Annotated in this window: 19 protein-coding genes; 5 read left to right on the top strand and 14 right to left on the bottom strand. The window is 65.2% G+C overall.

What is annotated here, in order from left to right; all coding sequences use genetic code 11:
- Positions 1 to 3: 3 nt before the first annotated feature.
- The 5 genes from D6B98_RS11615 to D6B98_RS11595 all read right to left on the bottom strand — a co-directional run bounded on the left by D6B98_RS11615 (position 4) and on the right by D6B98_RS11595 (position 5,080).
- Complete coding sequence (locus tag D6B98_RS11615) at positions 4 to 819, bottom strand: N-acetylmuramoyl-L-alanine amidase (protein WP_164718553.1); 816 nt, start codon at positions 817 to 819, stop codon at positions 4 to 6.
- Positions 820 to 1,158: 339 nt separating this feature from the next.
- Complete coding sequence (locus D6B98_RS11610; protein ID WP_126257118.1) at positions 1,159 to 2,055, bottom strand: TauD/TfdA dioxygenase family protein; 897 nt, start codon at positions 2,053 to 2,055, stop codon at positions 1,159 to 1,161.
- A gap of 244 nt (positions 2,056 to 2,299) precedes the next feature.
- Positions 2,300 to 3,583 (bottom strand): flavodoxin-dependent (E)-4-hydroxy-3-methylbut-2-enyl-diphosphate synthase, encoded by a 1,284-nt coding sequence (gene ispG, locus D6B98_RS11605; protein WP_126257117.1) that lies wholly within the window; start codon positions 3,581 to 3,583, stop codon positions 2,300 to 2,302.
- Positions 3,584 to 3,595: 12 nt separating this feature from the next.
- Positions 3,596 to 4,486 (bottom strand): DMT family transporter, encoded by an 891-nt coding sequence (locus tag D6B98_RS11600; protein ID WP_430644563.1) that lies wholly within the window; start codon positions 4,484 to 4,486, stop codon positions 3,596 to 3,598.
- A gap of 99 nt (positions 4,487 to 4,585) precedes the next feature.
- On the bottom strand, positions 4,586 to 5,080 hold the full coding sequence (locus D6B98_RS11595) for a Fur family transcriptional regulator (protein WP_126257115.1): 495 nt from the start codon (positions 5,078 to 5,080) through the stop codon (positions 4,586 to 4,588).
- 158 nt (positions 5,081 to 5,238) lie between these two features.
- Between D6B98_RS11595 and D6B98_RS11590 the strand changes: the two genes are divergently transcribed.
- Genes D6B98_RS11590 through D6B98_RS11580 form a run of 3 tightly spaced genes read left to right on the top strand, consistent with a single transcriptional unit; the run spans position 5,239 to position 8,459 of the window.
- Positions 5,239 to 5,721, top strand: coding sequence for a MarR family winged helix-turn-helix transcriptional regulator (locus D6B98_RS11590; RefSeq protein WP_126257114.1), 483 nt, complete (start codon positions 5,239 to 5,241; stop codon positions 5,719 to 5,721).
- Positions 5,714 to 6,877 carry an HlyD family secretion protein gene (locus D6B98_RS11585; protein ID WP_126257113.1) on the top strand — a complete coding sequence of 388 codons (1,164 nt, stop codon included), beginning with the start codon at positions 5,714 to 5,716 and terminating at the stop codon, positions 6,875 to 6,877. Before D6B98_RS11590 ends, D6B98_RS11585 begins: the two co-directional genes overlap by 8 nt.
- Before the next feature lie 25 nt (positions 6,878 to 6,902).
- Positions 6,903 to 8,459: an MDR family MFS transporter gene (locus D6B98_RS11580; protein ID WP_126257112.1), complete on the top strand. Its 1,557-nt coding sequence runs from the start codon at positions 6,903 to 6,905 to the stop codon at positions 8,457 to 8,459.
- Between the two features lie 137 nt (positions 8,460 to 8,596).
- Here the strand turns inward: D6B98_RS11580 and D6B98_RS11575 are convergent, their stop codons facing one another.
- From D6B98_RS11575 to pcaF, 6 genes are all read right to left on the bottom strand, one after another.
- On the bottom strand, positions 8,597 to 9,658 hold the full coding sequence (locus tag D6B98_RS11575; protein WP_126257111.1) for a phosphotransferase: 1,062 nt from the start codon (positions 9,656 to 9,658) through the stop codon (positions 8,597 to 8,599).
- 75 nt (positions 9,659 to 9,733) lie between these two features.
- Positions 9,734 to 11,422 (bottom strand): methyl-accepting chemotaxis protein, encoded by a 1,689-nt coding sequence (locus tag D6B98_RS11570; protein ID WP_126257110.1) that lies wholly within the window; start codon positions 11,420 to 11,422, stop codon positions 9,734 to 9,736.
- A gap of 269 nt (positions 11,423 to 11,691) precedes the next feature.
- The gene (pcaG, locus tag D6B98_RS11565; protein ID WP_126257109.1) at positions 11,692 to 12,282 is read right to left on the bottom strand and encodes a protocatechuate 3,4-dioxygenase subunit alpha; all 591 of its coding nucleotides are present in this window, start codon (positions 12,280 to 12,282) and stop codon (positions 11,692 to 11,694) included.
- Complete coding sequence (pcaH, locus tag D6B98_RS11560; protein ID WP_126257108.1) at positions 12,283 to 12,984, bottom strand: protocatechuate 3,4-dioxygenase subunit beta; 702 nt, start codon at positions 12,982 to 12,984, stop codon at positions 12,283 to 12,285.
- A 125-nt stretch (positions 12,985 to 13,109) separates the two neighbouring features.
- On the bottom strand, positions 13,110 to 14,003 hold the full coding sequence (locus D6B98_RS11555; RefSeq protein WP_126257107.1) for a dioxygenase family protein: 894 nt from the start codon (positions 14,001 to 14,003) through the stop codon (positions 13,110 to 13,112).
- A gap of 116 nt (positions 14,004 to 14,119) precedes the next feature.
- Complete coding sequence (pcaF, locus tag D6B98_RS11550; protein ID WP_126257106.1) at positions 14,120 to 15,328, bottom strand: 3-oxoadipyl-CoA thiolase; 1,209 nt, start codon at positions 15,326 to 15,328, stop codon at positions 14,120 to 14,122.
- Between the two features lie 288 nt (positions 15,329 to 15,616).
- On the opposite strand from pcaF, the gene mutS reads away from it, so the two are divergent.
- The gene (gene mutS, locus D6B98_RS11545) at positions 15,617 to 18,355 is read left to right on the top strand and encodes a DNA mismatch repair protein MutS (protein WP_126257105.1); all 2,739 of its coding nucleotides are present in this window, start codon (positions 15,617 to 15,619) and stop codon (positions 18,353 to 18,355) included.
- Positions 18,356 to 18,472: 117 nt separating this feature from the next.
- On the opposite strand, the gene D6B98_RS11540 is transcribed toward mutS, so the two are convergent.
- From D6B98_RS11540 to D6B98_RS11530, 3 genes are all read right to left on the bottom strand, one after another.
- Positions 18,473 to 20,149 carry a methyl-accepting chemotaxis protein gene (locus tag D6B98_RS11540; protein WP_126257104.1) on the bottom strand — a complete coding sequence of 559 codons (1,677 nt, stop codon included), beginning with the start codon at positions 20,147 to 20,149 and terminating at the stop codon, positions 18,473 to 18,475.
- 243 nt (positions 20,150 to 20,392) lie between these two features.
- Complete coding sequence (locus D6B98_RS11535; RefSeq protein WP_126257103.1) at positions 20,393 to 21,205, bottom strand: hypothetical protein; 813 nt, start codon at positions 21,203 to 21,205, stop codon at positions 20,393 to 20,395.
- A gap of 178 nt (positions 21,206 to 21,383) precedes the next feature.
- Positions 21,384 to 21,893: an OsmC family protein gene (locus tag D6B98_RS11530; protein ID WP_126257102.1), complete on the bottom strand. Its 510-nt coding sequence runs from the start codon at positions 21,891 to 21,893 to the stop codon at positions 21,384 to 21,386.
- A gap of 248 nt (positions 21,894 to 22,141) precedes the next feature.
- On the opposite strand from D6B98_RS11530, the gene D6B98_RS11525 reads away from it, so the two are divergent.
- The gene (locus D6B98_RS11525) at positions 22,142 to 24,931 is read left to right on the top strand and encodes a [protein-PII] uridylyltransferase (protein WP_126257101.1); all 2,790 of its coding nucleotides are present in this window, start codon (positions 22,142 to 22,144) and stop codon (positions 24,929 to 24,931) included.
- Positions 24,932 to 24,951 lie beyond the last annotated feature (20 nt).

Raw genomic sequence — 24,951 nt, 5'->3', positions numbered from 1 at the left:
AATCTACCGCCTCTCGCAGAACTGCCTCATCGCGGCTGCGACGGCTCCCGCAACGGCCTCGTGCCGCTCCGGCGAGTTCATCTCCATCTCCTCATCGCGGTTGATGATCGAGCCGGCCTCCAGCAGCACCGCGGCGCTTCGCGTCCGCGACAGCACGACGAGCCCGTCATAGCGGTAGACACCGACATCCTTGTCGAGCAACTGGCGCCGATAGCGGCCCATCACTGGCAGAGTGTACTGGCTGGCATAGTGCAGGCCCTGCTCCTTCAGCTGCCCGCCGATCATCCGGGCCAGCGTCAGGCTGGTGGCGAAGTGCGGATTCTGCCGCGACACGAACAGCGAGTGGCCCGAAAAGCGGTCGCTGAAATAGCTCCTTGCGCCGTCGAACTCCCAGGTCTCGAGCAGCTTGTCCGGCACCGAGTCGTGATGGACCGACAGGAACAGATCGGCCCGGCCGTCATTCGCGGCACTGACCCGCTTGAACAGGCTCGGCCGCGCCTTGCCGTCCGTGACGAGCAGGCGGGTCGACGCGAAGCCTTCGGACTTGAGCTTCGCCGTGATGCGTTTTGCGAGAACGAGATTGAAGCCGAACTCCGGATCGTTGCGCGCGCTGAGGGCGCCGTAGGAGTCCGGGGTGTGCCCGACGTCGACCACGATCCGGAATTTCGGCATCTCGCATCTGGTCGGTGATTGCGGCTGCTTGGGCTTGGCTTTCGCGATCTTGCGCGCGGCGGCGGCCTCGCTGCGGCCGGCAGGCAGGAGCGATGACAACAGGATCGCGGCGACCAGTCCGGCGATGATGCTGCGCGATGGCCCCACGCGTTGCTCCGCGGCTGCGATCTGCGGACGGCCGACGAAGTCCGCGACATCGCCAAAACGTTCCAACGTCATGGCCGGCAGGTCCTTGGACTTGCTGGTGACGCAGGCGTTCCGGAACCGGATTCGGTCAGGAATTTATTGTACTCTGCCCGCAGCACGGAAGATCCTCCCGATTTGTTTCGAGAAGATTGGCGCGGGACCGCTGTCACGTCAACGCAGGAGCTGCACAGATCATATCGTAGGGTGGGCAAAGGCGCTCTTGCGCCGTGCCCACCATCTCTCTCGATCGCAAAAAATGCGTGGGCACGCTGCGCTTTGCCCACCCTACGGCACCGCGGCCTAGACCGGCCGCTCCCCCTTCACCGTGACGCGCGTGCCCGAGCGCGTGTGCGGCCAGTAATCCCACATCGCGCGGTGCTGGGTGCAGCGGTTGTCCCAGAACGCGATCGCGTTCTCGGTCCAACGGAAGCGGCATTGGAACAGCGGATTTTCGGCGTGCTGGTACAGATAAGCCAGCATCGCATCGCTCTCGTCGCGCGGGATGCCGTTGATGTGGCGGGTGAAGCCGCGGTTGACGTAGAGCGCCTTCCTGCCCGTGACCGGATGCGTGCGCACCACGGGATGCTCGGCATGCGGATAGGACGGACGATCGGCAACACCGTAGTTCGCATAGAGCCCGCGATAGATCGGCTCGCCGTCGTGCAGCGCGGTGAGGCCATCGAGATAGGTCTTCATGCGGTCCGACAGCGCCTCATAGGCCGCGTACATATTGGCGAACAGCGTGTCGCCGCCGCGCGGCGGACATTGCTTGATGTAGAGGATCGAGCCCATCGGCGGCTCGAGATCGCAGGACACATCGGAGTGCCAGCCCTCGCCGTTGGCCCGCGGCGAGTTCTTGTCGGCGTAGATCTTCATCAAGGCCGGGTCTTCGTCCTCATGCGGCGCGGCGGGATGAAAATGCAGCTCGCCGAACTTGCGGCCGAAGGCGAGATGCTGCTGCGGCGTGATATGCTGGTCGCGGAAGAAGATGACGAGGTTCTCGGCCAGCGCGCGGTGGATCTCGTCCATCTGCCGGTTGGAACGAGCATCGCCCGAGACGAGCGAGCCGATGTCGACCCCGGAGATTTCCGCGCCGATGATCGGCGTGAGCTTTTCGACCGCGATGGTCTCATAGGGCGCGCCGTCCTCGGCCGTGTGGCGATAGCGCGGCCCCTGCTTGCCGGCGAGTGAGCTCATGGGTGTGCTCCCAATCATTATTGATTGAGAACCATCGTAGCGCGCGGTGACAGATACGCAATCTGCGCTGCAAACACGGCCGTCGTCCCGGGGCGCGCAAAGCGCGAGCCCGGGACCCATAACCACAGGATTGGGTTTGACGAAGATTCGGAGTGACAGCTCACCATAACCACAACGGCCTGTGGTTATGGGCCCCCGCCTTCGCGGGGGCGACGAGCAGAGCGCGGGCTACAGCTGAGTGAAATTACTCCGCCGCGGTCACCGGCACCTTGGCGCCCTGGCCGTAACGCTGCTCGATATAGTCGATCACCAGCGCCTTGAAGTCGGCGGAGATGGTGGGGCCGCGCAGCGTGCGGAACTTCTTGCCGTCGACGAAGACGGGCGCCGCCGGCGCTTCGCCGGTGCCCGGCAGCGAGATGCCGATATTGGCGTGCTTGGATTCGCCCGGGCCGTTGACGATGCAGCCCATCACCGCGACGTTGAGCTCCTCGACCCCCGGATATTTCGTCTTCCAGACCGGCATCTCGTCGCGGATGAAATCCTGGATCGAGCGCGCCAGCTCCTGGAACGTGGTCGAGGTGGTGCGGCCGCAGCCGGGGCACGCTGCGACCAGCGGCACGAAGGTGCGGAAACCCATGGTCTGCAGCAGCTCCTGGCCGACCTGCACTTCACGGGTGCGATCGCCGCCGGGCTCAGGCGTCAGCGAGATGCGGATGGTGTCGCCGATGCCCTGCTGCAAGAGGATGCCGAGCGCGGCCGAGGACGCCACGATGCCCTTCGTGCCCATGCCGGCTTCGGTCAGGCCGAGATGGATGGCGTAATCGGAACGGCTGGCGAGGTCCTGATAGACCGCGATCAGATCCTGCACCGCCGAGACTTTTGCGGAGAGGATGATGCGGTTCTTGGGCATGCCGAGCTCTTCGGCGCGCGCCGCCGAGAGCAGCGCGGACTGCACCATGGCCTCGCGCGTCACGGCGCGGACGTCGCGCGGATTGGCGGAGGCTGCGTTCTCGTCCATCAGCTTGGTCAAGAGCTCCTGGTCGAGCGAGCCCCAATTGGCGCCGATGCGGACCGGCTTGTTGTTCTTGTTCGCGATCTCGATGATGTCGGCGAACTGGGTGTCGCGCTTGTCCTTGAAGCCGACATTGCCGGGATTGATACGGTACTTGGCGAGCGCCTCGGCGCAGGCCGGATAGGCCGCGAGCAGCTTGTGGCCGATATAGTGGAAGTCGCCGATCAGCGGCGTGGTGATGCCGCGCTTGGCGAGGCCGTCGCGAATGTGCGGAACGGCGGCCGCAGCTTCCTCGCGATCCACGGTGATGCGGACCATTTCGGAGCCGGCGCGCGCCAGCGCTGCGACCTGGGCGATGGTACCGTCGATGTCGGCGGTATCGGTGTTGGTCATCGACTGCACGACGATCGGCGCACCGCCGCCGACGGCGACGTCGCCGACCTTGACCTGGGTGGTACGATGGCGCGGTGCAGGCCCCGCGATGTCGGAATCGATGGTGGTTTCGGGCTTGTTCATGGGGTCCAAATATCAGGTTTTGGTGACGTTCAGCAATGCATCAGCCGGCGCCGCAGCCGTTTGGCTCGGACGGTTAACCAGAAAAAGCCCAGCAATTACAAGGAGGGCAGCCGCCCCGAATGCCAGGCTTAGGGTGTCGTGCATGATGAAATAGCTACCCACCACGCCAAACAAAGGGGTGATGAAGGTAAAAGCCGACAATTTGCTGGCCGAATAGGCCTTCACCAGCGCGAACCAAAGCGTGAACGTGGTTCCAACCACCCAGATCGCCTGGAACGCCATCAGGCCGAGCGACAGCGGCGCCGGCGTGTGGGTGATGCTCTCGCCGAACAGCCAGGCCGCGAGCCCCAGGATCGGGATCGAGGTGGCGACCTGATAGCCGAGCGCCTTCTCGGGCGCGGCAAACCGCAGCCGCGTGCCCTTGGCCACCAGCGTGGTGGCCGCCCACAGCGCGGCGCCGCCGACGATCATGAGGTCGCCGAGCAGGACATGCGAATCGACATTGGGCTGCGGCACGCCGATCGCGAGGGCGACGCCGGCAAAGCTGATGGCGAGGCCCAACCATTGCGAGGCGCCGAGCCGCTCGCCAAGCACCTGGTAGGAGCCGAGCGCAACGAAGAACGGCGCGGTGTAGAGGAACACCACCGCGCGCGATGCGGAGGTGAGACGCAGACCCTGGAAGATCAGCACGAATTCGATGCCGAACATCAGCCCGGCGATCAGGCCCGGCTTCCAGGTGCGGTCGTTCTCGAAGAATTTGACGCCGCGAAACGTGCCGATGATGAACAGCACCGGCAGCGCGCCCGCCGAGCGGATCGTAGCCTGGAGCATCGGCGGGATGTCCGGCAGCACCAGCTTCACCGCGATCTGGTTGAACCCCCAGGTCAGGCACAGCATGAGCATCAGGGCGATGGCGCCGGCACTGAGGGGACGTGCGGCGGCGTGGTTAGCTGGTGATGAGGACATGTCTTCCCGAAAAACCGGCTTTGCGCCGTTGTTGCTCTATGCAGCTTTCTGGCAATGGGTGCAGACGCCCGTGATCTCCACCACGGACAGTTTCGGAGCAAAGCCCGAGCTGCGTGCCGCGGCATTGAGATCCCCGGCGAATGACCCCGACGGGATCTCCCCGACCAGGCCGCAGCGCTCGCAGATCAGGAACGCCACCGCCGAGGTCGCGTCGTGGTCGTGGGCGGCGCAGGCGAGGTAGGCGTTGCGGCTCTCGATGCGGTGCACGAGACCGTTGGCCATCAGGAAATCGAGCGCGCGATAGACCGTGATCGGCGCCGGCCGCGACATGGACTTGGCGAGCTCGTCGATCACCTCGTAAGCGCCGAGTGGGCGATGGCTGGAGAGCAGCGCTGCCAGCACCTGGCGGCGGATCGGCGTGAATTTCTGCGCGCGCTGCTCGCAAACTTCCTCGGCATGCGCCAGCGCGTCCGCAGTGCAGCGGCCGTGATCGTGATCGGGCGCGGGAAATGCCGGCTTGGCGAGGGTCATGCACCGACAATCTTAGCATCCGGGCCGGGGAACCCAAAGCGCGACCGTGCAGACGGCTGCCAGCCATGCTCACGCTGCGGGGCAGCCTCCTCTGAACTCGCCATGGGAATAATCGTAAGCTTGCTTATTATATTCCGAGCTTATTGGAGACCAAGCTCATGAGCCGCGGGTCCGTCGACCAGAACTTCCTGTTCACGCTGGGCGAGCTTTACCGCCTCTTGCGAGTCTATGCCGACAAGGAGGCAAGGCGGTTCGGCATTACCCGCGCGCAATGGGCGGTGCTGGCCAAGGTCGAGCGCAGCGAGGGCATGAAGCAATCGGAACTCGCCGAGCTGCTCGAGATGCAGCCGATCACGCTGACCCGCCTGATCGACAAGCTTTGCAACAATGACTGGATCGAGCGCCGCAACGACGCTTCGGACCGCCGCGTCAAGCGCCTCTATCTCAAGAAGGCCGGCCGGCAATTGCTGGGCCGGATGGGCGGGTTGAAGTCCGAGCTGACGGCCAACGCGCTCGACGGCATCGCACCGGCGGACGCCCACCGCCTCCTGTCCCAGCTCGAGACCATCAAGGAAAACGTGCGCACCGCGATCCAGAGATCCGGCGCTGAGCAAGCACGCAAGGAGCAGCGCTATGGCTGACCAAGTCCTCAAGTTCCAGCCCGAGCAGAAAACCGAGAGCGGCAAGCCCACCAAGAAAGCGGGCACCGACCCGCGCCGCCGCCTGGTCGCGGGCCTGCGCCGCTATCGCCGTTTCCTGCTCCTGGTCGTGCTGCCGGTCATCGTCGCCATCGGCGGTGTCACCTTCTACCTGCATGGCGGCCGCTATGTCGGCACCGACGACGCCTATGTCGGCGCCCAGAAAGTGCTGGTGACGCCCGACATCTCCGGCAAGATCCTGAAGGTGGTCGTGAAGGAGGGCCAGTCGGTCAAGCGCGGCGACGAGCTGTTCGAGATCGACCCCGTTCCGTTCCGCCTCGCGGTGGACGAGGCCAAGGCGCAGCTCGCGCAGGCCCGCACGACCTATGACAACCTCGTCGCCAACATCAAGATCTACGGCGACATGCTCGATCTGGCCCGGCAGGGCATCGATCTGAAGAAGCGCGATGTCGAGCGCAAGCAGGCGCTGGTGAAGAACAATTTCGGCTCGCAGCTCGACCTCGACAACGCCTCGAATGCACTGGTCACCGCCGGCGCGCAGGCGCAATACATCAAGCAGCAACTCTCCAACGCCAGGACGCAGCTGCTCGGCGACCCCGAATTGCCGCTGGAGCAATTCCCGCCCTACGCGCAGGCGAAGGCCAAGCTGGACGATGCCCAGCGCAACCTCGATCACACCGTGCTGCGCGCGCCGATGGAAGGCGTGGCGACGCAGGTCGAGCAGATCCAGCTCGGCCGCTACGTCGCCGCCGGCACGCCGGTGTTCTCCATCATCGACGTCGCCCACCCCTGGGTCGACGCCAATCCGAAGGAGAGCGACCTCACCCACGTCTCCGCAGGGCAGCCCGTCACGCTCGAGGTCGACGCGTTCCCGAGCCATGTCTTCAAGGGCAAGATCGGCTCGCTCTCGCCCGGCACCGGCGCGCAATTCGCGATCCTGCCGCCGCAGAACGCGACCGGCAATTTCGTCAAGGTGGTGCAGCGCGTGCCGATCCGCATCTATTTCGACGAGACCGACAAATACGTGCGGAAGCTGAAGGCCGGCATGAGCGTCTATGCCACCATCGACACCGGCCATCAGCGCTCGCTCGCCGGCCTCCTCGGCCTGTCGGCGACCGCGAGCCAGGACAAGGACTAAATCGATAAAAACAAAGACTGATCCGATGTCCGACGCCAATGCCAGCCTGATGGTCCCCGGCCTGCGCCGGAACATGGTGACGATCTGCGCCATGACCGCGACCGTCATGCAGGCGCTGGACACCACCATCGCCAACGTCGCCCTGCCATACATGCAGGGCTCGCTGTCGGCCTCGCAGGACCAGATCAACTGGGTGCTGACCTCCTACATCGTCGCCGCCGCAATCATGACGGCGCCGGTGGGCTGGATCGCCAACCGTTTCGGCCGCAAGCGCATCTTCATCATCTGCTCGGCCGGCTTCACCATGGCCTCGGTGCTGTGCGGCCTTGCGCAGGACATCAACCAGATGGTGCTGTTCCGGCTGCTGCAAGGCGTGTTCGGCGCGGCCCTGGTGCCGCTGTCACAATCGGTCATGCTCGACTATTACACGCTCCAGGAGCGCGCCAAGGCGATGTCGATCTGGGGCATGGGCGTGATGATGGGCCCAATCATGGGGCCGTCCCTGGGCGCCTGGCTTACCGAGACCTATTCCTGGCATTGGGTGTTCTTCGTCAATCTGCCGTTCGGCGCCATCACCGTGCTCGGGCTGATCCTCTTCATGGACGAGACCAGGAAGGATCTCAGCCTCAAATTTGACTGGTTCGGTTTCGCCGCGCTGGCAATCGCGATCGGCGCGCTGCAGCTCGCGCTGGACCGCGGCGAACAACTGGGCTGGCTCGAATCGGGCGAGATCCTCGCGGAATTCATCGTCTCGGCCGTCGCCTTCTACTTCTTCCTCGCGCACTCCTTCACGACCTCGACACCGTTCATACGCTTCGCGCTGTTCCGGGATCGCAACTTCGTCACCGGCTGCGTGTTCATGGTCGTGATGGGGCTCGTGCTGTTCTCGACCATGGCGCTGGCCTCGCCCTACATGCAGAACGTGATCGGCTATCCCATCATCACCGCCGGCCTGCTGCTGGCGAGCCGCGGCATCGGCACCTTCTTCGCGATGATGCTGGTCGGCCGCATGATGCGCTATTTCGAGGCGCGCACGCTCATCATCTCGGGCCTGGCGCTGACTGCGGGCTCCCTGTTCCAGATGACCGGCTGGACCGACCTGACCCAGGTGCCGGAGATCGTGACGGTCAGCGTCATCCAGGGCTTCGGCTTCGGCCTCGTCTTCGTGCCGCTCTCGACCGTGGCCTTTCTGACACTGTCGAACGACCTGCGCACCGACGGCACCGCGATGCTGACCCTGATGCGCAACGTCGCGAGCTCGGTCGGCATTTCCGTGGTCATCGCCGAGCTGACGCAGGGAACGCGGCGGACCTACGCGATTCTCTCCGAGCACATCAACCCGTTCAATCACGCGCTGCAGATGCCGGACGTCAGGGGCCTGATCAATCTGTCGACCGACGCCGGCCGCGCCATGGCGGACAGGATGGTCAGCGTGCAGGCGCAGATCATCGCCTTCGCCCACGACTACCAGCTGGTGATGATCTTCATCCTCTGCACCATCCCGCTCGCCTTTCTGATCGGCTCGACCAAGGCCACGCTGCGCAGGCAGGCGGCGGGACCGGAACATGCGGTGATGGAGTAGTAGATCTCTCGTGCCCCGGACGCAGCGCAGCACGCAAGTGATGCGCTGCAGAGCCGGGGCCCATGCCTGCGGCGCGATGGGTCCCGGTTCTGCGGCGCATCGCTACGCGCTGCACCGCGCCCGGGACAAGAGCCGGGCTACAACAACTCCTCGCAGCCCAAATCGTCCACCGCCGCCATCGCCCGCTCCAGATTATTCCACCAGATCACCGGCGGGATGTTGATGCTCCACTGCCAGACCGGCCTCGTGATCTGCCAGAGCACGGCCCAGCGGTAGTCGCGATCGAGCGCGCCGCGCGTATAGCCGGTGATGCCGCTGTCGATCAGCGTGTCATGGTAGAGATTGAGCAGCGCGCGCTCGAGCGCCTGACGGCGCTCCGGATACCAATGCATCGCCATCATGTAGGCGAGATCATGGGTCGGAACGTTGATGCTCCACAGGTCGAAATCGAAGATCCGCACGGTATCGGCGACGCCCGCGCGCGGCAGCAGGAAATTCCAGACATTGGCATCGCCATGGGTGATGCTGAGGTGACGGCGCGAGTGGTAACGCTGGGACAGCCGGTCCGATTGATCGATGAGACGCCGATAGAGCGTGCGCCGCTCCTCGCTGAGGCGATCACCGAGATAATCGGCAAAGCGGTCGTAATGTCCGGCGAAGGTCTCCATGCGCTCCGCGCTGTCCTCAGGACTCGCGAAGGTGCCGACGGAATCGCCGAGGCCCGGATGGTCCCACCAGGCCGCATGCCAGCGTGCGAGCGTCGTCACGATCGCGATCGCCTGATCGCGCGATGGCGGCAGCGGCCAGGCCGCCGCGACGTCGTGGCTGTCGGTGAGGTCCTCGAGCAGAAGATGCCAGGCGAGGCTGTCCTCGTCGAAATGACCGTCGAAGCAGCTGGGCACGAGTCCCGGCGGCATGCTCGGCGTCAGCTGCGTGTAGTATTCCACCTCGCGCCGGCCGCCGTTGGCAAGTTTCTCGGCGAAGGCGGAATTCGCGGTCTTCAGGATCAGCGAGTGCGGGGCGCCGGCGGATTCGCCGACATAGCGCAGGCCAAGCCGGACGATATGGGACACGAGGGTGTCGCGCTGGTGCAGCACCTTCACCTCGCGCACCGCGCCTGCGTCCAGCACGCCGCCCCGGCGCAGCGCGGCCGTCAGTCGGGCAGGCTCAACGACCGCCGGCAATTGTAGAGTAGTCATGAACCACGATGCCCCTGTCCCGCGCCATACTGCACGATCGCCCCCCGGACACCAGCAGCCGAGATGCCGCCGAGCTCAGGCTGCCGCGGTCGAGTCGCGCACGGTCCGCACCACGACCGACCGTAGCTGTTCGAGATTGGTCGCCATGCCGGCGATCGCCTGCCTGACCTCCGCGGCGCGCTCGTTCACGGAGGCGGCGTCGCGGCTGACATTGCCGATCTTGGCCGAAACCTCCTTCGCCGCAGTCGCCGATTCGGAAATCGACCGCGCGATCTCCCGCGTCGCGGCGTCCTGCTGTTCCATCCCAGCGGCGACCGAGGTCGCCACGCCGTCGATCTCGACGATGTGCGCTCCCATCGTCTCGACGGCATCGACCGCGGCTTGCGTCGAGGCCTGAATCTCGGCGATCAGCCGCGCGATCTCCTCGGTGGATTTGGCGGTCTGGTCCGACAGGGATTTCACCTCGGCGGCGACCACGGCGAAGCCGCGGCCGGCCTCGCCGGCGCGCGCCGCCTCGATCGTGGCGTTGAGCGCCAGCAGGTTGGTCTGGCCGGCGATGCCGCCGATGAGGTCGGAGACCTCGGCGATCTTCTTCACCGATCCGGCCAGCGCCTGGATGGTCGAACGCGCCTGCTCGCGGCCGGCGACCGCCGATTTCGTGACCGTGCTGGTCCGCGCGACCTGGCTCGCGATCTCGCGGATCGAGGCGCTCAGTTGCTCGGCCGCAGCCGAGACGGTCTGCGAACTTCCGAGCGCCTGGGTGGAGGCTGCGGCGACGGCCTGCGACTCTGCCGAGAGCGAACTTGCAATCTCGGACAGGCTGGTGGCAACCCGCTCCACGCCCTGGCTCGCCGCGCTGGCGGTGTCGACCGAGCGGCCGGTCTCACGCTCGACGGTCTCCGCCATCTGTTGCAGCGCGCCACGCTTGGCCAGCGCCGCCTCCTGCTCCTGCCGCAACTGTTCCTCGCGCAAGCGGGAATTCTCGACCGCCGCCTGCTTGAACACCACAAGCGCACCCGCCATCGAGCCGACCTCGTCCTGGCGGTGGGTGAACGGAATGTCGGCGGCGAGATCGCCGGTCGAGAGCTTCTGCATCGTGTCCGTCATGCGCACGATCGGGCGCACCACGCCGACGGCAACGCCGAGCAGGCCCGCGGCAACAAAGGCCAGGACGGCGGCGGAGACGCCGAGGAGGATCCAAAGCATCGAGCTGTCGCGGTCTGCGGCCAGCTTCTCCATGGCGGCATTCTGCTTGTTGGCGCTCTCGACGATGCTGTCGATCACGGCGCGATGCGCGGTGTAGGCCTCCTTGAGCTGGGCATAAGCGCGCTCCGACGCAGCCGCATCCTTGGCCTTGAGGGCCGGCAGGAGCTGGTCGGACGCCTTCCAGAATTTCTGCACTTCGGCGTCGGATTTCGACACCAGCGCCGTCTTCAGGTCGGCCGAGAGGCTGGAGGAGACCCAGAAGGCCTTGCGCTCGTCGTAGTCCTTGCGGAGCTGAACCAGGCGCTCGCCGTGGGCCGCCAGCTGATCCGGCTCACGCATGGCCAGCGTCGCCTCGAGATAAGCCTCGATGACATATTCCGGCGGCGGCAGAATGTCCGCGATGAGGTCGTTGCCGAGCTTGATGTCTGAATAGAGCGGACCGCCGACCTTGAGCTCTTTCAAGGCGTACAGGCTGGTCGAAACCACGGCGGCAAAGCCGATGGCGAGAACGATGCCAAACGCAACGATCGCAGAGGACAACGACAGACGAAATTTCATGAAACAATCCGGGGCGACGTCGAAACTGCGACCACCCTAGACCAATACGGTAAATACGGAATTGCTTTCGCGCCGGAATTGTGTCGCGCGAATCCCGCACAAGTACGGGAATTGTCGCCAAGCCAATCGGAATTTGAGTCAGCGAGGCTGACGCACCAGAGTGGGAAGACAGCGTTCGAGCCTGATGCAACGCAGCATCGGCCTTTGATGCACCTATTTGCACATAATGCGAGATGCGCGCCGAGGACCGGGCCCCCGGCGCGCATTGCTCAGACGTCGAAGAACACCGTCTCGTTGTCGCCCTGGAGCCGCAGGTCGAGCCGGTAGATGGACTTGCCAGCCTCCCGCACGGCAATCAGCGTGGCACGGCGATCGGCGGGCACCAGCGCCAGCACGGGATCGGCGGCGTTGCCGGACTCGTCGCTGAAATAGATGCGGGTGTAGAGGTGCCGCAGCATGCCGCGGCCGAACACCGCAACGAGGATGTGCGGCGCCTGCGGCTTGCCGTCGGGATCCGGCACCGCGCCCGGCTTGATGGTCTCGAAAGCGTAATGGCCGTCCTTGTCGGTGCCGCAACGGGCAAAGCCGCGGAAGCTCGCATTCGGCAGCGCACGCGTGTCCTGCGGGTCGGCAAAGCGCCCCTTCGCGTCCGCCTGCCAGATCTCCAGCATGCAATCCGGCACGGCGACACCATCGCCGTCGAACACGCGGCCTTCGATACGGATGCGGTCGCCCGTGACGTCGGGGGTCAGCGTCGAGTGCGTGAATGCGTCGTTCCAGGCGTACTCGCCGGTCGGCGTCAGGCCGTATTTGAAGAACGGGCCGACGGTCTGCGACGGCGTGATCCCATTATCCTGCACTTAGCTGTTCTCCATGGGGGTGGCGTTCTTGCCGCGCAGCACGATGTCGAACCGGTAGCACAGCGCCCATTCGGGCTGGGTGTTCTCCAGATCGAACGAGGAGACCATCCGCGCCCGCGCCTTCTCGTCCGGCACCGAGTTGAAGATCGGGTCGAACGGAAACAGCGGATCGTTCGGGAAGTACATCTGCGTCACGAGGCGCGTGACGAAGGAATGTCCGAACACCGACAGATGGATGTGCGCCGGCCGCCAGGCATTGTGGTGATTGCCCCAGGGATAGGCGCCGGGCTTGATGGTGACGAAGCGATAGTAACCGGACGCATCGCTCACGGTGCGGCCCGCGCCGGTGAAATTCGGATCGAGTGGCGCCGGATGCTGGTCGCGGACATGGACGTAACGGCCGCAGGAATTGGCCTGCCAGATCTCGACCAATGAGCTCGGTACGCCCCGGCCGTCCTCGTCGCGCACGTGGCCGTGGACGATGATGCGCTCGCCGAGCGGTTCGCCGCTGTGCTGGAGGGTGAGATCGTTGTCGCCCTCACGCACGGTCTCGTGGCCATAGACCGGGCCGGTGAGTTCCGACAACGTATGCCGCATCGGGATCAAGGGCTTGTTCGGCGCGCGCTTGATCGAGCTCTTGTAATCGGGCGACAGCGGCAGCGGATGCGCCTTGTTGCTGTCGGTGGGATAGATGAACGTCATAGGCGAACTCCTCCCCGGCCATTTTCGGTCCGGCCGGTCAACGCTTCCGGCAATCATTATAGGATATAACTAATTGGGGAAAGCGGGTTTTGGGGCCAGTACGCGCCGGATTTGGCCTGAAGCGCCTATTTAATCGGTGGCCGCGGCAGCGTGGCCTCGCCGGCTTCGAGCCGATAGGTGTGATCGAGCGAATACCAGGGCGCAACGACGTCCGGCACTGCCGGATGCGGCGAGTCATGGCGCTGGAACTTGCCGATGAGAGCCCGTGTCACACCGAACTGCACATCGCTGTCGATATGCGGGTCGGCGGGATCGTAGACCTGCGAGATCAGCGTCTTGAATCCGGGCTTGAAGATCAGGGCGTGCAGATGCGCGGGTCGATAGGGATGCCGGCCCTGCGCCGCCAGCAAGCGGCCGACCACGCCATTGGTCGGGATGGGATAGCCGACCATCATCACCGAACGGAAGGAGAAGCGCCCATCCTGGTCGGTCGTGAACTTGCCACGCAGGTTCATGTCAGCCTGTTCAGGATCCTGGTTCTCGTAGAGGCCGACCGGGGACGCGTGCCAGACATCGACCTCGGCGCCGGCAACGGGACGGCCATCCTTATCCACAACGCGGCCGCTGACGAACAGCGGCGCGCCCGGGGTCTCCGAGCGCACGATTGAGCCGCCGTTCTCGACCCGCGGCGAGTTCAGCCGCCAGAACGGACCGAGCAGGGATTGATCGGTTTCCGTATTGCCCTGATCGCCATTGTTGAGCAGGCACACCAATGAGGAAACGCCGAGCGAGCCTGCCATCAGCACGACTTCGTTGTGCGTGTCGGTCGAGAGCTTGCCGAGCTCGGCGATAACAGCCGTGGCGTCGCGAAACTCCTTCTCGGTCAGGCGGACATCGCGGACGAAGGCATGCAGATGCTTGACCAGGGAGCGCATGATCTGGCGCATGCGCGGATCGGAGGTCTGCTCCATCACCGCCAGTGCCGCGGCCGTGACGTCCTGCTCGCGCTCAATGATCATGCCACTATTTCTCCCTGTCATTCCGGGGCAGCCCGACAGGGCTGAACCCGGAATCTCGAGATCCCGGATTCCGCCCTATCGGGCGGCTCCGGGATGACCGGACGCTAAGCGTCCGGTCAGTTCAGCTTCTCGATCGCAACGGCCACACCCTGGCCGACGCCAACGCACATGGTGGCGAGCGCGAGCTTGCCGCCGCGCTTCTCCATGCCGTGGACGGCGGTGAGCGCGAGGCGCGCGCCGCTCATGCCGAGGGGATGACCGAGCGCGATGGCGCCGCCATGCGGATTGACGAAATCGGCATCATCGGCGACGCCGAGCTGGCGCATACAGGCGATGCCCTGGGAGGCGAAGGCCTCGTTGAGCTCGATCAGGTCGAAATCGCTGATCTTCTTGCCGAGGCGCTCCATCAGCTTGCGGGTCGCGGGCACCGGGCCAATGCCCATGATGCGCGGCGGCACGCCGGCCGAGGCCAGGCCGAGGATGCGGGCGCGGGGCGTCAGGCCATGCTTCTTCACAGCTAGCTCCGAAGCCAGGATCATCGCGGCAGCGCCGTCATTGACGCCGGAGGCGTTGCCGGCGGTCACGGTGCCCGGGTTGCGCACGATCGGCTTCAGCTTGGCGAGGCCTTCCAGCGTGGTCTCGGGACGCGGATGCTCGTCCTTGTCGACGGTGATGGGGCCGGCCTTGCCGCCGGGAATGGTGATCGGCGTGATTTCTTCCGCAAAATAGCCGGAGGCGATCGCCTTGCCGGCGCGCTGCTGCGAGCGGATCGCGAAGGCGTCCTGGTCGGCGCGCGAGACCTGGAATTCCTCGGCGACGTTCTCGCCGGTCTCCGGCATGGCGTCGACGCCGTACTGCGCCTTCAGCAGCGGATTGATGAAGCGCCAGCCGATTGTGGTGTCGAAGATCTCGGCGGAGCGCGAGAAGGCCTCCTGCGCCTTGCCCATCACGAACGGCGCGCGGGTCATCGACTCGACGCCGCCGGCAATGGCAAGCTCGATCTCGCCCGAGCGGATGGCGCGCCCCGCGGCGCCGACCGCATCGAGGCCGGAGGCGCAGAGCCGGTTCAGGGTCTGGCCGGGAACCGAATCCGGCAGACCTGCGAGCAGGAGCGCCATGCGCGCGACGTTGCGGTTGTCCTCGCCGGCCTGGTTGGCGCAGCCGAAGAAGACTTCGTCCACTTGCGCCCAGTCGAGATTGGGGTGCTTGGCCATCAGCGCCTTGATCGGGGCGGCGGCGAGATCGTCGGCGCGCACCTTGGCGAGCGAGCCGCCGAAGCGGCCGATCGGGGTCCGCACGGCATCGCAAATAAAGACGTCACGCATCGTTGTTCTCCCTGAATGCCGCGGTTCGGCCCAAATTCTTCAATGACGGCGGAGTTTTAGGAGGGCGCCCGCGGCAGGTCAATTGACGGTTTCGCGGGTGGCGTATTCGGATCGGCGTCATGAAATTCCCTCGTCATTCCGGGGCGCCCGAAGGGCGAGCCCGGCGCCTCCCGGAATGACGACGGAAAATGTGGCAGTTCCTCGCCCCACGCGGACAACGTGGAAAACCTCGTCTCTCCGGCCAAAGCGATAGGAGCAGGTGCCGAAATTTTGTAGGTTGCGCCGCCCATGACGATGCAACAGCCGATCCCAGCACCGCCCGCCGACGAAGCGCCCGCACCACCGGCGGAAGCCGCCGCGCGCGTCACGCCGATGATGGAACAATATCTGGAGATCAAGGCGGCGCATCCGGGCCTCCTGCTGTTCTACCGGATGGGCGATTTCTACGAATTGTTCTTCGAGGACGCCGAGATCGCCTCCAAGACGCTCGGCATCGTCCTGACCAAGCGCGGCAAGCATCAGGGCGCCGACATCCCGATGTGCGGCGTGCCGGTCGAGCGCTCCGAGGACTATCTGCACCGTCTGATCTCGGCCGGACACCGGGTCGCAGTCTGCGAGCAAACCGAGGATCCCGCCGCTGCGAAAGCGCGCGGCAACAAGAGCGTGGTCCGCCGCGGCGTGGTGCGGCTGGTGACGCCGGGCACGCTGACCGAGGACACGCTGCTCGACGCGCGCGCCAACAATTACCTGCTGGCGATCGCGCGCGCCCGCGCCTCCGGCGGCGGCGATCGCTTCGGTCTTGCCTGGATCGACATCTCGACCGCCGAGTTCATGGTCACCGAATGCTCCGCCGGCGAGCTCGCCGCGACGCTGGCGCGCATCAACCCGAACGAGGCGATCGTCACCGACGCGCTCTATAACGACAGCGAGCTCGGACAGACCCTGCGCGAGCTGCCGGCGGTGACGCCGCTGACCCGCGACGTCTTCGACGGCGCCACCGCCGAGAAACGACTGTGCGACTATTTCGCGGTCGCGACCATGGACGGGCTGGCGCAGCTGACGCGCCTCGAGGCCACCGCCGCGGCCGCCGCAATCACCTATGTCGACCGCACCCAGGTCGGCAAGCATCCGCCGCTGTCGCCGCCCGCGCGCGAGGCCTCCGGCGCGACCATGGCGATCGACCCGGCCACGCGCGCCAATCTCGAGCTGACGCGGACGCTCGCCGGCGAACGCCGGGGATCGCTGCTCGATGCGATCGACTGCACCGTGACGTCGGCGGGCTCGCGCCTGCTGGCGCAGCGGCTGGCAGCGCCGCTGACGGATGCGCCCGCCATCGCGCGCCGGCTCGATGCGGTCAGCACCTTCGTTGCCGATTCAGCCGCGCGCGAGGACATCCGCAGCATCCTGCGCGGCGCGCCCGACATGTCGCGGGCTCTGGCTCGGCTCTCGGTCGGCCGCGGCGGGCCGCGCGATCTCGCCGGCATCCGCGACGGCATCATCGCCGCGGACCAGGTGCTGACGCGGCTCTCCGAACTGGATGAGCCGCCGCAGGAGATCGCGGCGGTGATGGCAGCGTTGCAAAGGCCGTCGCGCCAGCTTGCGGCGGAATTCGCCAGCGCGCTGGACGAGCAGCTGCCGCTGATCAAGCGTGACGGCGGCTTCGTTCGCCAGGGCTATGAGCCTGCCCTCGACGAAGCGCGAAACCTGCGCGACGCCTCGCGCCTGGTGGTGGCCTCGATGCAGGCCCGCTATGCCGACGCGACCTCCGTCAAAGGCCTCAAGATCCGCCACAACAACGTGCTCGGCTATTTCGTCGAGGTCACCGCGCAGCACGGCGACAAGCTGATGTCGCCGCCGCTGAACGCGACCTTCATCCATCGCCAGACGCTGGCGGGGCAGGTTCGCTTCACCACCTCCGAGCTCGGCGAGATCGAGGCCAAGATCGCCAATGCCGGCGACCGTGCGCTCGGACTGGAGCTCGAGATTTTCGAGCGGCTGTCGGCGAAGGCCATGGCGATCAGCGACGATCTGCGCGCCGCTGCCCACGCTTTTGCCTTGCTCGACGTCGCGACATCGCTCGCAAAACTCGCGGTCGACGATAATTACGTGCGACCGGACGTGGACGATTCGCTCGGCTTCGCGATCGAGGCCGGCCGCCACCCCGTGGTCGAGCAGGCCCTGAAGCGCAATGGCGAGCCGTTCATCGCCAATGCCTGCGATCTGTCGCCGGCGCCCGGCCAAAGATCCGGCCAGCTCTGGCTACTCACCGGTCCCAACATGGCCGGCAAATCGACCTTCCTGCGCCAGAACGCGCTGATCGCGCTGCTCGCCCAGATCGGCAGCTTCGTGCCGGCCGCGCGGGCGCGGATCGGCATCGTCGACCGGCTGTTCTCGCGCGTCGGCGCCGCCGACGATCTCGCTCGCGGCCGTTCCACCTTCATGGTGGAGATGGTCGAGACCGCGGCGATCCTCAATCAAGCCGGCGAGCGCTCGCTGGTGATCCTGGACGAGATCGGCCGCGGCACCGCGACGTTCGACGGGCTCTCGATCGCCTGGGCCGCGATCGAGCATCTGCACGAAAGCAACCGTTGCCGCACTCTGTTCGCTACGCATTATCACGAGCTGACCGCGCTCTCGGCCAAGCTGCCGCGAATGTTCAATGCCACCGTGCGGGTGAAGGAGTGGCAGGGCAATGTCGTGTTCCTGCACGAGGTGCTGCCGGGCTCGGCCGACCGCTCCTACGGCATCCAGGTGGCCAAACTCGCCGGCCTGCCGCCGGCGGTGATCACGCGCGCGAAGTCGGTTCTCTCCAAGCTGGAGGCACAGGACCGCGGCCAGACCGCGCGCGCGCTGGTGGACGACCTGCCGCTGTTCGCCGTGCCCTCGCGCGCCGCAGCGGAAGCCGCCCCGCCGAGCGAGGCCGAGCTGCTGATGGCAGCGGTGAAGGCGCTGCACCCCGACGAGATGTCGCCGCGCGAGGCGCTGGATGCGCTCTATGCACTGAAGGCCAGGCTGCCGAAGCAGTGATGGTGCGGTAGGGTGGGCAAAGCGTAGCGTGCCCACCAATAGCAAAATGAGATAGCACAGAGATGGTGGGCACGGCGCGCAAGGGCGCGCCTTTGCCCACCCTACGATTCCTGCGTGCTACGCCCGCGCCGCGATCGCCGCCGCTTCCGCCGCCGCGCGCTGCATGCTGGTCGACATCTCGTTCGTCACGGTGCTCTGCTCCTCGATCGCCGCGGCCGTCGACGTCACGTATTCGCTGACGTTGTTGATGGCCTGCTTGATCGAACCGAGCGCGTTGACGACGTCGCCGGAGATGCCGTTGAGGCTGCCGATCTCCGCGCCGATCTTGTCGGTGGCCTGCTTGGCCTGGTTGGCGAGGCTCTTGACCTCCGAGGCGACCACCGCGAAGCCGCGGCCGGCTTCGCCCGCGCGTGCGGATTCGATCGTGGCGTTGAGCGCGAGCAGGTTGATCTGTCCGGTGATGTTGTTTATCAGCTCGACGATGCCGCTCATCGCCTGCGCGGCTTCGGTGAGGCGCTGCGCCTGGGCGTCCGCGGTGGCGACCTGATCCACCGCACTCATCGCGGTCTCGCGCGATTTGGTCATCGCCTCGGAGATCTCCCGCACCGAGGCGTTCAGCTCCTCCGAACCCGCGGCGACCGATTCCATCATGCCGCGCACGCGCTCGTTGCCCATGCGGACCAGCACCTGCTTGGTGACGTCGGTGGCGTATTTCACGACCTTGAACGGCTTGCCGTTGAGATCCATGATCGGATTGTAGGAGGCCTGGATGTAGACCTCCTTGCCGCCCTTGCCGATGCGCTTGTATTCGGCCGCCTGGTATTCGCCGCGATTGAGCGCCGCCCAGAACTCGCGATAGGCGCCGCTGTCGCGCTCGCTCGGCTCGACGAACATGCTGTGATGATGGCCCTTGATCTCGGCCAGCGAATAGCCGAGCGCGCCGAGGAAGTTGGCATTCGCGGTGATGATCGTGCCGTCCATGTTGAACTCGATCACGGCCTGGGCCTTGTCGATCGCCGCGATCTGGCCGGCGAGATCGGCGTTCTTCAGCTTCTGCGCCGTGACGTCGGTCGCAAACTTCACGACCTTGAAGGGCTTACCCTTCTCGTCGAAGACCGGATTGTATGAGGCCTGGATCCACACTTCCTTGCCGCCTTTGCCGATGCGCTTGTATTCGGCGGCCTGGTATTCACCTCGGTTGAGTGCCGCCCAGAACTCGCGGTAGGCGGCGCCATCGCGCTCTGAAGGCTCGACAAACATGCTGTGGTGCTTGCCCTTGATATCGGCCAGCGAATAACCGAGCGCGCCAAGGAAGTTGGCGTTGGCAGTGACGATCGTACCGTCCATGTTGAACTCGATGACCGCCTGCGAACGGTTGGCGGCGGCAACTTGCGCTCCGTAGTCGAGATTCTGCAGACGGACCGAGGCGTCGGACCATTCCACCACAACTCCCGCGCGGCTGCCGTCGTCGTTCTTCACGGGAGTTGCAACGAGGTCGAATTTCCGATCGCCGACCTCGATCATCGCGCGATGCACGCTGTTGAGGCTCGCAAGCATCTGGCGCTGATGCTGCGGGTTCTTGTGAAACACGTCGATGTTGGTCCCGACGAGCGTGTCTACATTGAAGTGCGGCAGCTCCTTCTTGAGATCGGCCTCGGCTGCTCGAAGCAAATCCGTCACAGCGTTGTTCATGTAGATGATCTTGAGGTCGTTATCCGCAACCATCAGATTGGCGCTCACGACCTTGGCCGCCATCAACGTAACTGCGTCGGTATTCGATTTGCGCTTGAACATGATCTCTCCAATATCGACCCGGTTGTACTGCACTCCGTAAACTTACGGAGCGAGAAGGATATGCTTTACGCGGGACGGGAATTAACGAGACAATTGTAGAGAACAAGTTCAAACAAACTTCTAATATGTGTATCGGAAACACGCCGCGACGTCGCAGCCCACTCGATCACGGCTGTTGATATTTGGAAATCATCAGCGACGTCTCACGCGAGAAGATCGAGATCCCGCTTATGTTCGCGGCATTTAGCGCAGGCGCGACCTTGACCGCCGCCGCGACGCAATCCCGATGCACCACAGCGTGAAATTCCAAGCAACGCAGGTGCCGAGCGCGAGACACAGACCGACGCTCGATCCGAACGACACCACCGCCACGTGCAGGACTGCGATTGCCGTGCCGAATCCGAGCAGGCCCCAGGCGGAATTGGCGAGCACTGCGGCTGTCGGCGGGCCGCCGATGCGCGGATGCAGGATCACCATGATGCTGGAGAACACGACGGGATACAGCGCGATGATGCCGCTGATGCGGGGACCGACCCAGCCCGAGGTCGAGACCACGATGGCGACGAGCATCGCCACCAGCGCAGCCCGCATCGGAACGTCATACCAGCGGCGCGTCACCAGCGGCATCTTCACGTGGCGGTATCCGGCTAGGAGCGGAATGCAGATGCCGAAGGCGATCAGGTTCGCGGCCAGCCCGGCGGTGAGCGGCCAGTCGAACTGACGGACGATCGATGCAAGCACGATCCAGACCGCGACTGCGCTGCCACAACTCACCAGAAGATTGTACCGCTGCGCCAGCACGACATAAGTGAGGCACATGAAGATGGTTGCCGCATTGATCGGAAGGCTCGCCAGCGCGCCCTGCGCAATGAACGCGGCGTCGTGATCGAGTGCGAGGAAGACGTAGGACGGACCGGCTGAGATCGGCAGGGTCGCGACCAGCGCTCCGATCACCGGTCCCGCGCGTTCGGTGATGATCGACGCCGTCACGACGAACGTCGCCGCGATCGCCATGCGCAGGAGCAGGAAGAGGATGAAGTGAAGGTCGGGTGACATTCTGTCTGTCATTCCCGGGCGCGCGAAGCGCGAGCCCGGAATCCATAACCAAAGGCCGTAGTGGTTCAAGAGCTGGAGCAACGACCGTCCGAGATCTCGACGGGCCGGGGTTGGGTATCGGCTCGCGCCAGGCGGCGCGCCCCGGGACGACACCGATCGTGGAGTAGCGACCTTCGCCTCACATCCGCTGCATCGACACCGAGACCTTCGGGCCGTTCTTGATGGTCTGGTAGACGACACAATAGCGCTCGGTCAGCTTGAGCAGGAGATCGAGCTTGTCCTGCGGTGCGTCGGTGTCGACCTCGAAGCGCAGACGAATCTCGGCGAAGCCGACCGGCGTTTCCTTGTCGATGCCGAGCGTGCCGCGGAAATCAAGATCGCCCTCGGCAAAGACATTGCCGGTCTTCAAGGGCACCTCGATCGCGGTCGCAACCGATTTCAGCGTGACACCGGCACAGGCGACCAAGGCTTCGAGCAGCATGTCGCCGGAGCAGAGCTCGAGACCGGAACCGCCGGTGCCCGGGTGCAGGCCCGCCATTGCGATCGCGCGGCCGGTCTCGACCTTGCAGGCGATGCCTTCGCTGTCGGTGGAGCCCTTGGCTTTCAGTGTGATCAACGCGGTCTTGGGATCGGTCTTGTAGCGCTCCTTGATCGGAGCCTGCAGCTGGCGCAGTTGGGCGGCGTCCATCTTGTTCTCTCCCGGCACATCGCGTTTGACGAGCGGTATAGAAGGCGATCCGTTTCGTGTCAGCCCATGATTGATGGAAGCTGCCATGAGCAACCGGAACTCAGACCCGAAACTCTAATCTATTCATGATGTTACAGGCCCTTATCAAGAGCGGCGCAGCGACCCTCCCATCCGGGTAACCAGGTTCATCTGTCGACCTCTCACGAAGTCTCGTGACAGCGCCCGTCACCTCTTATATCCGGTGAGATATGGACAGCGTCGCGACTGAGCATAGGGCCGAGGTGGACGATCGTTTCGACACTGCGCGGATCACCGCCGCGGTCGATGCGCTTGTCGAAAAGCATCAGGGGCGCGAAGACGCGTTCCGCACCGCCATGGCGCAATTGCTCAAGGCCGAGCTGATCGCAGCGCGCGCCGCGGCACAGGAGATCCTTTTGAAGGACCGCCACGGCCGCCGCTGCGCCGAGCGGCTGTGTCACGTCCAGGACGAGATCATCCGCATCCTGTATTCGGCGGCGACCCGTCATCTCTATCGCTCGCCGATCCCGAGCGGTGCCGAGCGCATGGCGGTGGTCGCGACCGGCGGCTACGGCCGCGGCCTGATGGCGCCCGAATCCGACATCGATCTGCTGTTCATCCTGCCCTACAAGCAGACCGCCTGGGGCGAGCAGGTGGCAGAGGCCATCCTCTATTGCCTCTGGGACATGGGGCTGAAGGTCGGCCACGCCACGCGCTCGGTCGACGAATCGATTAGGCAGGCGCGCGGTGACATGACCATCCGCACCGCGATCCTGGAGACGCGCTTCCTCACCGGCGACAGGCCGCTCTATGACGAGCTGGTCGCGCGCTTCGACAAGGAGGTGGTGCAGGGTACCGCCTCGGAATTCGTTACGGCAAAGCTCGCCGAGCGCGAGGAGCGGCACCGCCGCGGCGGCCAGTCGCGCTACCTGGTCGAGCCCAACGTCAAGGACGGCAAGGGCGCCCTGCGCGACCTGCACACGCTGTTCTGGATCGCCAAATACGTCTACCGCGTGCGCGACACCAGCGAGCTGGTCGAGCGCGGCGTGTTCGACGCGCAGGAATATCGCAGCTTCCGTCGCTGCGCCGATTTCCTCTGGTCGGTGCGCTGCAATCTGCATTTCTACTCTGGCCGCGCCGAAGAGCGCCTCTCCTTCGATCTCCAGCGCGAGATCGCGGTGCGGCTCGGCTATACCTCGCATCCCGGCATGCAGGACGTCGAGCGCTTCATGAAGCACTACTTCCTGGTCGCCAAGGAGGTCGGCAACCTCACCGCCATCCTCTGCGCCAAGCTCGAGGACCAGCAGGCCAAGCCGGCGCCGGTCCTGAGCCGGATGATGGCGCGGCTGCGGCCGACCGCGGTGAAGCGGCGCGTCCCCGACAGCGACGACTTCATCGTCGACAACAACCGCATCAACGTCGCCGCTCCCGACGTCTTCAAGCACGATCCGGTCAATCTGATCCGCATCTTCCGCCTCGCGCAGAAGAACAATCTCGCCTTCCATCCGGATGCGATGCGCGGCGTGACGCGTTCGCTGGGCCTGATCAACGCGCAGCTTCGCGAAAATCCCGAGGCCAACCGGCTGTTCATGGAGATCCTGACCTCCGACAACGCCGAGATCGTGCTGCGACGGATGAACGAGACCGGCGTGCTCGGCCATTTCATCCGCGCCTTCGGCAAGATCGTCTCGATGATGCAGTTCAACATGTATCATCACTACACCGTCGACGAGCACCTGATCCGCTGCATCGGCTTCCTTCAGGACATCGAGCGCGGCGGCGCCGAGGAGTTCGCCCTCGCCAGCGATCTCATGCGCAAGACGAGGCCCGAGCACCGCGCGGTGATCTATATCGCCACGCTGTTGCACGACGTCGCCAAGGGCCGGCCGGAGGATCACTCGATCGCCGGCGCCAAGGTGGCGCGCCGGCTCTGTCCGCGGCTCGGCTTCAGTCCGGCCGACACCGAGCTCATCGCCTGGCTGATCGAGGAGCACCTGACCATGTCCACGGTCGCGCAGTCGCGCGACCTGTCGGACCGCAAGACCATCGAGAATTTCGCCGCCGTGGTGCAGTCTGTCGAGCAGATGAAGCTCTTGACCATCCTGACCACCGCCGACATCCGCGGCGTCGGTCCCGGCGTGTGGAACGGCTGGAAGGCGCAGCTTTTGCGCTCGCTGTACTACGAGACCGAGCCGGTGCTCACGGGCGGCTTCTCGGAGGTCGATCGCGGCAAGCGCCTCGCGGCTGCCTATGCCGAATTCCGCATGGCCTTTGCCGAATGGCCGGCGGACGAGCTCGATGCCTATATCGGCCGGCACTATCCGGCCTATTGGCTCAAGGTCGAGCTGCCGCGCAAGATCCGGCACGCCCGCTTCGTCCGCTCCAGCGAGCAGGCCGGCCACAAGCTCGCGATCAATGTCGGCTTCGACGAGGTGCGCGGCGTTACCGAGCTGACGATCTTCGCAGCCGACCATCCCTGGCTGCTCTCGATCATCGCCGGCGCCTGCGCCTCGGCCGGCGCCAACATCGTCGACGCCCAGATCTACACCACGACCGACGGCCGCGCGCTCGACACCATCTCGATCTCCCGGGAGTACGACCGCGACGAGGACGAGGGACGGCGCGCCACCCGCATCGGCGAGATGATCGAGGACGTGCTGGAAGGCAAGCTGCGCCTGCCGGAGGTGGTGGCGCGGCGCACCGTGCGCAGCAAGGCGCGGCCCTTCGTGATCGAGCCGGAAGTGACCATCAACAACCAATGGTCCGACCGCTACACGGTGATCGAGGTCTCCGGCCTCGATCGCCCCGGCCTGCTCTACGAGCTGACCACGGCGATCTCGAAACTCAACCTCAACATTGCGTCAGCCCACGTCGCGACCTTCGGCGAGCGCGCGCGCGACGTATTCTATGTCACCGATCTCCTGGGCGCTCAGATCAACGCGCCGACCCGCCAGGCCGCGATCAAGAGCGCGCTGACCCATGTGATGGCCGGCGAAAAAGCGGTTCAGCCGGCGGCGTGATTCCTGCGTCATTCCGCGGC

Source organism: Bradyrhizobium sp. LVM 105 (assembly GCF_003957705.1).
GTDB classification, from domain to species: Bacteria; Pseudomonadota; Alphaproteobacteria; order Rhizobiales; family Xanthobacteraceae; genus Bradyrhizobium; species Bradyrhizobium frederickii.
This window is presented reverse-complemented; position numbering and strand designations above follow the sequence as displayed.